We start from the raw sequence: 11,100 nt of genomic DNA, 5'->3' as shown, positions 1-11,100 counted from the left end.
GATAGAAATTGTTTGTTTTTGTTGACAAAAATGGTAAACGATAATCAAAGTAACTATCAAAAAATATTGTGTAGGGTGCTACAATTCTATTGACTTCTATAGTTTTTTTTATAGTACTTCCGTCTATAAATATATAATCAAACTTCAAGTCTGCATCATATCCGGTCGTAATAATATCACTAATGACAAAAACAGGCCTTTGTTTATTATCTTTTCGACCAATTTTATTTTTTTCTCCTCTTGAAATAGCTTTAAAATTTTTTCGTCCTTTTGCAAAAGGGAAAATGTAATTAAATGGTATGTATCTAGGTATATCTCCATTAAAATAATGGTTTAGAATTTCTCTCCAATAGATATAAGCAAAAGTGGCGTCATTCATATCGCAAAAAATATTTTTTTCCCTCAAGAATGCTCCTCTTAACTTGCTGTATTCGTAAACATCCTCCACCGGTATTTCCAATCCTAAAACAAAATCTATCAGATCATTGCTTTTAGTAACAATCAAAACACTGGTTCTTTCAAGCAAATCTTCTCTATAATACATGCTGTTTTCTTGAAAAATAGTATTTTGTATAATTACTGATGATTTCAAGTAGTTATCATCAGATATTATTAATGAGTTCTCCTGTGTGATTATAAAATCTTTTTTCCTTCTAACGAACTCTTTCGGCATCGACTCCTGTATATTCATCGTGATCTCAGGTAAGACTTTCATCATAACCCCCCCATTAACATCAAACATCTAACATTTACCTCCACCAAAATCTATTTCAGTTCGCCATTCTATTATAGAATACCTACCTGTGAAATTTTTTCAGCAAAATGACTTTAATACTAGATTCTGTAGAGCATAGAATCGCTATATTTATTGCCAAAAAAAACCATTGCTACTTAGATCTATCTCACCTATTTTATATTTGATGTCTTCCATATTGTTATATATGGAAATGGCACAAAATAACGTTTTGAGTTAATTCCCGTTAAAATTTTTAAAAGCAATATTGTTATAAAAATGTTTGTAAATATTTAAGTCATCGGTGGTTCAGTTGACCATACCAAGCTCATTAAAATTTGGAATTGATATAAACAATCACTTACATCACACCTTAAGAGAACTCGCTTTGTCTACTCACTACGTAATCTCCGTAACTTGGACACTGGCTTCTAAATCTCTTTTTAGCACAAAGAATTTTTCCGTTATCTGTGATGACTGCTCCTACTACATGGATACTTTTCTGAGATTCGATTTTTACTACCTCCTACAGTTAGTGCTATTAACTAATAACGATTTTAAGCTTTTGATAAATATCCTTCCAAGTTCCATCCAAATCTAATGTCATGACTTCCATCGTCATTCGCTCATTCCATACATACTTCTCATCAATAGCACTGCCATTAAACGGATAAATTAAAATTCCGCGCAATCTCAATTCGGGCTCTTGGTGCATTAAGTAAGTGAACAGTTGATACATATTATGGCTGTGGAACGATGATTTCCCACGATGTACTTGGAATATATTTTTGTAAAATTTAGCATCAATAATAATTTTTTCCGACTTGTTTTTATGGAGCAAAGATACATCTGTCCTCATGCCGGGTAGAAATGCTTTATTGCCTTCCAACTTCCATTGCATGCCTTCGCCTTTAACCTGGTAATCCTTCTGCTCGATTTTATAAAAATTAAGTAGGAACTTCTCGAAAATACCATTTAACGAATGTTCATCTAGCTGAGCTGAAAACAAGCTCCAGTTGCCAGTTTTGTGTGACAGCAGCGTCATTTCATGCAATAACAGGGCAATTTGCAGCACCCGCTTGTAATGCAGGTTATGACGGCCAAATGTCATCTTGGCAAAAGAAGATTTGGTGAGCGGAGGTGCATCAACTTCTGCCATCAATTCCATGTATTTAAAGCTATGCGCTTTTGTTTCTTGCTTCACATACCGATTTAAAGTGATCGATTTCAATGTAGATTTGATCAATTGATTCAGCCAGATATTTGCTGTGTACTCATCTTTCTCACAAACCACCATCGGCTTCTTTGAAATGATATAGGGCATTGACTCTTCCATAACCATTCGTCCGGCTAAACGATTAGTCGGTTCTGCTATGGCTACATAATCTTTGACAAAGCCACGCCGGTTCACTTTCTCGACTTCTTTTAAAAACTGTTTACAGATAAAATCGTAAGTGATTAAATCTTCATCTACAGCATTCATGCTATTGATCAGTTCCGGCATATTGTCGGCATAACTTAGAAGGACAAAAAGATTTCGGATTGGAACTTTAAAGATTTCTTCCATCTTATATTTCCTCTGTCAATCGCTCTACTTCTTCAGGGCGATCGAAATAATACTCTTCCAGTAAAGGCAAAATCTCGAAATTCATAATGCCGTCAAACCAATTATATTCACTGATGTCGTCTGGCTTGGCTGAGAAAAACGAATGGCCAATTGCATAGCCGCTTCCGAGCTGATAATCATTAATGATTTCATGATTTAACTTTTCGACTGTCTGTTGGATTTTGCTAATCATCTCAGCCGAAACATTTTCTTTGATCATGTGCTGGCGCCATTTTTCATTAAAAGCCGGTTCCAGTGTTACAAAAGCAAAACGACGGCGTAACGCGACTTCCAATTGTGCCAATGACCGGTCAGCTGTATTCATCGTGCCAATCAAATGCAAATTGCTTGGCACTGTAAATTTCTGTTTTGAATAACCCATCGTCACAAATTCATCTCGTTTGTCCCGTTCTATCAACATAAATAACTCACCGAAGATCTTCGAAAGATTGCCTCGGTTGATTTCATCAATGACGAAATAATAATCTTCTTCAGGATTATTAAGAGCTCGCTGGCAGAAATCATAGAATACGCCATATTGAAGGGAGAATCCGTTTTCTTTCGGACGGAATCCCATCACAAAATCTTCATAAGAATAGTTTTGATGGAATTGCACGATTTCCACACGACTCTCATCTTTTATGCCCATAAGAGAATATGCCAGCCTCTTCGAAACAAACGTTTTCCCTACTCCAGGAGGTCCTTGGAGAATAATATTCTTCTTGTACTTTAAGAGACTTGCGATTTTGTCATAAGTCTTCTCATCAATAAATACCTCTTCAAGAAATGCATCATTAGAATAGGTTTCGTATACTTGGCTCTCCCCAATGGTTTCTCCGAGCGCTTCCTTTAAATTCGGTTTTAAACTCCACATGAAATGATTGCTGTCTTCATATTCACCTTCAAATAACACGCACCAATGACAAACACTTCCATCATCGCGATGCACATCTTCCAACCCTGTTTCTTCTTTGATTCTTTTTGCTAAATTCACTACAGGAAGGTTAAAAGAATTCCGGCTCATCCCCAGTGCCTCACCTAATTGAGTTGCCGTTGCCTGCCCTCCTAACTCATACATTTTCGCTAAATAAACTAAATCTTTTTCGCGGAAAATGTTGTTATCTGCTAACAGTTCAGACCATTTATCTTTGGTGAGTTCTTTAGAAATTGGTGTCTCAACTCCTATCGTTCCCGTTTCATCTACAAACTCATCAAGAACATCGATAATTTTGCTTTGCAAATCTTCATAAGAAAAGCTTTCAGCGGTATTCACATGTGCTATGTTTCCTTGCCCGCCCTTCGGGTGGTCGTCGCCGTTATACACGCCGTATTCAATTCCATTGGGATCCACGGCTACAAATAGCTGTGGTGCGACTTGGTGACTTGCATACTCTGCTTGGTAAACAGCTAGCCAGCATCGTGACGTTCCAAAATGATTATTCCAGCTATAACCGTTCAAAACTTTGTCCTCAACGAACTTCAAATCTCTTAACTCTTCAAAATGCCGGATTACACGATGTATTTTTGTGAGTTCGGTCTGAACTTTTTTCTTTTTATCGAAATAATACAGTTGGAAGAGGATTGAGAAATCACTCCACGAGTTCAGGATTTTCGTGTCATATCTTTGGCTGATTTCTTGTTTGATAACCTCCATGTCTTCGAGCGATATCAGTCCATCTTCCAATATCTTTTCAATGATTTTATAACGAATCAAATTTACTTTTTCATTGTTTCTGTATTGATCACTTAGCTTTTCTAAAATCTCTGGATCCATATCGGCTATTGTTTGTAGCATTAATTCCTGATCTCGTTCAAATTCGCCTAGCTTGGTTGAAAGATCAAACAAGTAATCCATTGCTGCCTCTACTTTAATTTGATCATACGTAATGGCGCAGTAGAAGAAATCTTGAATATCCAAGGCTGTAAGAGATGGGTTTTCTTTTTTGAAGTGCTCTAAAGCCAGATTGCATATATAGCGGTAAACTTCATAATTTTTCCCTGCCACTCCCAGTTTAAAGTCGATATCATAATCCGCTTTAATCGCTGTGAATACTTCTTGTTTATAAATCGGATATTCCTTGTAGTTTTTAGCTGCCAGCAAATAACCAAAGAGCGGTGCCCCAAGTGATATTTCTCTGCTGAATGCTTTGCCTTCTTCTCTGAACTTCTCAATCCGTTCGCTAATTGGAGCCTCGGAATTATAAAGTTGATTAAGCAAAGCTGCTACGCTTTCAGGTTTTGCTTCAGCAAACTTCACTAAGTCAGCTGTATTGCTCCAATGGACGAAGCTGCCGACACTCGGGTTTTCTTTCTGGAGCTTTTTAACAATATCCACAACAGTGAGATCGGTAATTTCTTGCCCTCTCAAAAACTCATTCAAACGAGAAAGCACTTCCAGCTTATAAGCCTCGTCGTAGAGTTTGTTCTCTTTAAATTTTATGTATCTTCCATAAGCCATATCGATATAAGCGCTATCGAATAGCTTCTTTCTAATTTCGGAATACTCGGTTTGAGAAGGCATGGCTTTTCCTTCTTTTAAATCTTCTTCAAAGTAAACTTCTGCTGCTTGCTCGAGCGCAGGCCGTAAAGTCCAAATTAATCTATTTCGATCAGTCTGCCATTCAGCTAAAAATGGAATATGCCAGGTGCGGTCTTTACCATTATCTTGTTTCGGGTATTCAATCTCAGGAAAATATTGAATAATTCTTTTGCCCAACCGATCCACTTGCAGATTAATGGCTCCCCTACCTTTTAATCCAATAGCATGGGCAATAGGAGTAGCGTGCGGACGGCCATCATATTGCATAATCGCCAAGATCATTTGTCTGTCTCTTTCTTGAAATACCTCTTCATTGCGTAGCATTTCCAGCCACTGATCCTTTGTGATTTCAAGGGCCGTATCATATATCGTTTGTTCAGCCATTTATATCATCCTTCCCTCATTCGAATCGGGTTTCTTCTATATAATTAGTTTCAAGTCCAAAGATTAATATTTCAGTCATCATTACTTTCATTATAACGGCTATACCTTGAAATTAATTAACGAATCTAAATATTTCCAAACAAAATATTATCATTACCTAGGATTTGTCTTTCGTTTATCATTAATCACAGTTCGCATAACAAATCACCCATTGCATAAAGAAAAGACTGCTAGCTCCTAAAAGCCGGCAGTCTTTCTACATTGCATGCAAGGTAGAAAATCCGTATTTATATATTCCACCCAGATGCAGAGAAAATTCTAGAGATATGAAGCAAAGCAGCGAAGACGCCCAGGGGAGTAGTAACGGAGTTGGTAAGCCAACTCCGTTACGAGCGAAGTGCTGAGATCCACTCGGACGAAGTGGAACGAGTCCGAGTTAGCTAAGAGTTGGCCGCAGCTTGCAAGGCCGGCTCTTTGCGACGAAGCTAGCGTAGCGATGCAGGAGCACGGGTTTTTGCAAGCCCCCAGGCAAGCGAAGCTGTTTGCGAAATATCGGTTAGTATTCTACACTACTTCCACCTCTATAATCCTTACTCTTCCCCCACCATATACCTCAATAAATCCCCAAAAATGATCTTATCCGACAGCTTCAATTCTTCCCTCACAGTTTCCAAATATGGTTCACAGGACTGCTCATCTATGGCCGCTCCGTTTTCTTTGGCGTAACAGACGTTATCTTTGTAGATATAATCGTCCGAGATGAAGCTGCCGTCCCGGAAAATAACGGGATGGTCGCCGTCCCGGGTGAACAGGTTATGGCCGAACGAATAGCGGTTTTCGGTCTTGATGCCCATCAGATGGAGCAGTGTCGGGCGGATATCGATTTCGCCGCCCTGGGTCGAGATGGTTTCGCCTTGCTGACCGGGAATGTGGATGATCAGCGGCACTTGTTTATGCTGCATCTGCGTGGTGATGGTGGCTTCCTCGCCCAGCAGCTGATTGAGTCCGGCTTCGTATTTTTCGGAAATGCCGTAATGGTCGCCGACGAGGACGAATACGGTGTCTTCGTACAGGCCTTCTTCTTTTAATTGTTCAAAAAAGGTCTCGATCGATTTGTCCAGGTAGCGCACTGTGGTGACGTAGCGGTTCACGACGTCTTCATCCGTTGCCGCGGGGTCGATGAGCATGTCTTCTTCCTCCAGCAGGAACGGGAAATGATTCGTCAAGGTGAGGAATTTGGCGTAATACGGTTCCGGCAGATTTTTCATATAAGCGGAGGACTGTTTGAAGAACGGAATGTCCTTCAAGCCGTAATTGACCGAATTCCCTTCGGTCACGTCATAATCCTCTTTCGAGAAATAACGGTCATAGCCGAGGCTTTCGTACATGACATTGCGGTTCCAGAACGTATCCACATTGCCATGGAATGTGGCCGCGTAGTAATCCTCTTGTTCTTTCAGGATGTGCGGCAGGCTGTAGAAAGTGTTTTCCGGCCTTCTGACAAACACCGACCCGCTCGCCAGCGGATACAGGCTCGTGTCGATCATGAATTCCGCATCGGACGTTTTCCCCTGCGCCGTCTGGTCGTAGACTTGGTCGAAATAAAAGCTGTCTTCAATCAAATCGTTCAGGAACGGCGTCACTTCTTCCCCGTTCACTTTTTGACCGATGACGAAATCCTGGGTGGATTCGAGGCTGATCAGCACAATGTTTTTGCCTTCCGCCATTCCGTACAGATCGGTGCGTCCAGGTTCTTTCTGCTGCAGGGATTCGATGGAAGCCACAGCTTCAGCTTCGGTCATCGTCAACCGCTGCAAAGGCGCACTGATTCCGACCGCCAGATCATAGACATGGTAATTCAACGGCCCCAGTGACTTGACTACTTGTTCGCGGTCATAGGATTCCGAAAAGAGATGGACGGATTTCACCAGCCCCAAGCCGATGGTCAACACGAGAAAAGCCGCGCCGACTGCGACATACTTCTTCTTCGTCTCTTTATGGATCGTCAGCTCGAACCGCTGTTTCATCAGAAGCCAGCCGAGCACAAACAGATCCACAAACAACAGAATATCCCAAAAGCTCATCAATTCGACCGTGCTGGCGCTTAAGCCACCGACGTTATCGAATTGGAACAGGATGGGTGCTGTCACGAAGTCATTATAGAACCTGTAATAGAGCAGGTCGCCATAAAGAACACCAGTCCCGGCCACTGACAGCGCGAACAGGATCGCCGGCTTCACTTTGCCGCCAAAATAGAAACTGATGCCCATCACTAAAAGCAGTGCACCGATCGAACTGGTCAGGATCAGCGCAACGTCAAAAAAGGATTGGATGCTGAGGTTGAAGCCGATAAAACTGACGATGACCGTCTTCAGCCAAAGGATGCCGACGATCAGTAAAGTAAGCTGGATGCCCGTTAAATTTTTAAATCGATTGTATAGAAGTTTCATATCAAATCAGCTCAACTTCGCTTTGTGATTTTTTGCCGCCCGGGAAATACGGCAGCTCGCTATGTATGTATTCGTTCTGAAAAGGATTCATGTTATTTCTGCTCTATTTATTTTCCCTGTTTCGCACCAAATGAAACGGCAGCTGGATCATTTTGCAGAAACGGGAAACCCTACTCTAATGATAAACGTTTCGGGCACCGAAAAGTTTCGTAACCGCCATTTTTATTCGGATAAATTATGGAACTAAATATTTCCAGACAAATTTTTACTATAACCTAGTATTTGCCTTTGATTCCGTGCTATATTTTGAGTTGGAACCGGCAAAATAGCGCTAAGAGATCCATCAATATACATAAGAAGGAGCACGGCAATGAAAAAGAAATTGAACTATTTAATACTGCTTTTGGCAGCTGTCTTTATGGTGGGCTGCACCGACGTGGAAGAAGCGGCAGATGCAGATGTGGAAACGGCTGTCCAGGAAGAGACGGCAGTTGAAAAAGAAGAAGCGCGCTTAGCGGCAGAGAAAGAAGCTGCCGAGAAAGCGGAAGCGGAAGAGCTGGCGAAACAGCAGGAAGCCGAAGAAAAAGCCAAGGCTGAAGAATTGGCGAAAGAAAAAGAAGCGCAGGAACTGGCTGCAAAAGAAAAGGCTGAAGCGGAAGCCGCAGCCAAACAGCAGCAAGAATTGTTCGCGGGCTACGAACTGATCGAAGTGGACGGCGGCGATTTGTCCGGCTACCGTGAAGCCAATGTCGTTGTAGACATCGGATTTGGCGACCGCGAGTACTGGGCATTCACGAACGAACACGGCCAATTGGTGCGTGTCGTCGCAGCTGAAATCATCCTGCAGGACGATGCGAGCGAACCGGTCACAGGAGACGGCAGATATTATGCCGACGAAGCAAAAGTGCCGGGCGTCGAAAGTGACATATTAGACGAAGGCCATGTGATTGCCGATTCCCTTGGCGGCGTGGCGAATGCCTATAACATCACGCCGCAGGAAAGCACACTCAACCGGCACGGTGACCAGGCTTATATGGAAGACGTCATCCGCGACGCAGGCGGCGCGATGAATTTCGAAGCCATCATCACCTACCCGGATACAGAAACGCAGATCCCTTCCAGTTACCAGTACTCCTATACAGTAATGGGCAACGAAGTCGTTGATGAATTCGTCAACGGAAACCCTGACGAAATCAACGCCTCCCTTGGCCTGACAGGCAGCGGTTCATCGGTTTCAGGCAGTACGGTGACAGAAAGTGCGCCTGCCGAGTCAGCCCCTGCCCCTTCAGGCGGTGACGTATCCGCAGTCGATGCAAATGGCAACGGCCAAGTGACGATTGCCGAAGCGAAAGCAGCAGGTTTCAGCATGCCGATCACGAGCGACCACTGGCTCTATCAGTACATGGACGACCGTGATGGTGATGGGATGGTTGGGGAGTAAAATAATTATAGATAGAAGTGAAGACGGTGATGCTTAGGCATTGCCGTTTTTTATTTCATAACAGATTTCCGGTCGGCTGTGCTAATATAGAAGAAATATACACAGCAGAGAGGTGAATCCAGGTGAATAAACCTAATAAACCCGTACAAAATTTATCTGCCGAGGAACGCTCTAAGATGATTCGGAAAAGTTTCGAAAAAGCAGTTAAACAAAATGGAAAAGCGTTGGAGCGATTAAGTAAAAGTTAATACTAGTCAAAAGGATCCCGAAGAAATTTTTACGGGATTCTTTTTCATTTGAAGTTGAATCTTTAATTTCATATAACAGTTTTCCGAATCCCTATGTATACTGCCCATTACCAACGACATAGGAGTGATGGATATGAAGATGTGTAAAGTTTGCAGGAAAAAGCCGCGGGTAGAGCGCCGTGTGGACAGTGCGGGCAATGTGTTCTGTTCGAATGAGTGTTTTGAAAAGTTCGAGGATGGGCCGGACGATTTCAGCCATCCCTATATCGATGATTACGATATGCTGCGAATCGCCTATATCGATTGGATGCAGAATTATGAAGGCGATTTGCATAAGAGTATCTATTTCGGTTATCCGAAGAAGAGCGATTTGCTGGAATGGCTGGATGAAACGATGGATCCGTATTGGGATTATTACGGGCTGGCTGGAAGTGACGGCATATTTTCCGAGGAGATTTTCTTCTATATAAAGGAGCTGCTCGGATTGCAGGAGACCATTCGGGAATGGCAGGTCGATGAGCGGAAATATCGGAAGTGGCTGAAAGAGCTGCGGGCTAAGCAATTGGCTGCGAAAGCCTTAAAAGATTGAGTACGGGATTTCCTTAATGCCTCTCTCCTTTTTCATTTATTTAAAGGTTCCAAAAGGGATTATCAGGGAATACGACATACATGGACCTTAAATATCTTCCGAAAAGGAGCGATTCAGTATGACGAATGGCAAGTATATCGAAGTGGATCCCGGAGTGGAATTATTCGTGCAGGATGTCGGGAGCGGCGATCCGCTCGTGCTGATTCCCGGCTGGGTATTTTCCGCCAAGGCGTTTGCGAGCCAGGTGGAGCATTTTTCGAAGACGCATCGTGTGATTGCGATTGATCCGCGGAGCCAGGGGCGGTCGACGATGTCCCTGCAGGGCAACGACTACATCACCCACGGCAAGGATGTGACGAAAGTGATCAGTGAGCTGGGCTTGAAGGATGTCACATTGCTCGGCTGGTCGTTCGGCTGTTTGACGGTGTGGGAGTATATTCGGCAGAACGGTACGGATAATGTGAAAGCGGCCGTCATCGTCGATTTGTCGCCGAAGCCGCTGTCACGTGATGATGAAAACGACTGGGTCGAAGGGCCGCTTGAAGAAATAGCCGGCGCCTATACACAGAACTTACGCAATCCGGAGGGCCAGCGGGCATTCATCACCGAGTACGCCACTGAAGTCATGGTGCAGCGCGAATTGACTGAAGATGAATTGCAGTGGATCATCGAAGAAGCGCTCACGACGCCGTATTATATCGCATCCAACTTGTTCGCCGCCGGCATGTTCTCGGATTACCGGGAAGAAGCGAAACTGCTGATCGAGCAGGTGCCGACGCTGACGATCGCCGCCGAACATTGGGGAGAAACAGCCCGTTCGTTCATGCAGCGGATTTCGCCGGAAGCGCGCGTTGAAATACTCGGCGGTCATTTGATGTTCTGGGAACACAGCGACAAATTCAATGAACTGCTCGAAGGTTTTTTGAAGAACGATGCTTAGGCATCGTTCTTTTTAGGTTCGAAAGCATATCCCTTATGATCTATTTCCCGATACTTTTCGTATTTATATAGAAGAGACCGGCTCCCTCTGCTCTTTGGGTTTATTTAAAAGTCTAGAGGGGTAACTAAAAGTTAGGTCTTAGTACTTACTATTCTGCTATCCTTATTTAG

General features: G+C 42.9%; 6 protein-coding genes and 1 pseudogene. 3 read left to right on the top strand and 4 right to left on the bottom strand.

The annotated features are described in order from the left end of the window. The 4 genes and pseudogenes from CXF70_RS02130 to CXF70_RS02115 all read right to left on the bottom strand — a co-directional run. Positions 1-742 (bottom strand): annotated as a pseudogene (locus tag CXF70_RS02130) (hypothetical protein); the annotation flags it as partial. Between the two features lie 532 nt (positions 743-1,274). Further along, on the bottom strand, positions 1,275-2,300 hold the full coding sequence (locus CXF70_RS02125; protein ID WP_101801309.1) for an McrC family protein: 1,026 nt from the start codon (positions 2,298-2,300) through the stop codon (positions 1,275-1,277). A 1-nt stretch (position 2,301) separates the two neighbouring features. Continuing rightward, complete coding sequence (locus tag CXF70_RS02120; protein ID WP_101801308.1) at positions 2,302-5,262, bottom strand: AAA family ATPase; 2,961 nt, start codon at positions 5,260-5,262, stop codon at positions 2,302-2,304. 590 nt (positions 5,263-5,852) lie between these two features. After that, positions 5,853-7,712, bottom strand: coding sequence for an LTA synthase family protein (locus tag CXF70_RS02115; RefSeq protein WP_101801307.1), 1,860 nt, complete (start codon positions 7,710-7,712; stop codon positions 5,853-5,855). A 370-nt stretch (positions 7,713-8,082) separates the two neighbouring features. Here CXF70_RS02115 and CXF70_RS02110 point away from each other — a divergent pair, with 370 nt between their 5' ends. The 3 genes from CXF70_RS02110 to CXF70_RS02100 all read left to right on the top strand — a co-directional run bounded on the left by CXF70_RS02110 (position 8,083) and on the right by CXF70_RS02100 (position 10,930). After that, complete coding sequence (locus tag CXF70_RS02110) at positions 8,083-9,153, top strand: DNA/RNA non-specific endonuclease (protein ID WP_101801306.1); 1,071 nt, start codon at positions 8,083-8,085, stop codon at positions 9,151-9,153. A gap of 381 nt (positions 9,154-9,534) precedes the next feature. Then, a complete protein-coding gene (locus tag CXF70_RS02105) occupies positions 9,535-9,990 on the top strand; it encodes a hypothetical protein (protein ID WP_101801305.1) in 456 nt (151 codons plus the stop codon). 118 nt (positions 9,991-10,108) lie between these two features. Next, complete coding sequence (locus tag CXF70_RS02100) at positions 10,109-10,930, top strand: alpha/beta fold hydrolase (protein ID WP_101801304.1); 822 nt, start codon at positions 10,109-10,111, stop codon at positions 10,928-10,930. The last annotated feature ends 170 nt before the right edge of the window (positions 10,931-11,100 follow it).

The organism is Planomicrobium sp. MB-3u-38 (genome assembly GCF_002836425.1).
GTDB lineage: Bacteria > Bacillota > Bacilli > Bacillales_A > Planococcaceae > Planococcus > Planococcus okeanokoites.
Note: the sequence above shows the minus strand (reverse complement) of the source record. Positions and strands in the feature narration are given on the sequence as shown.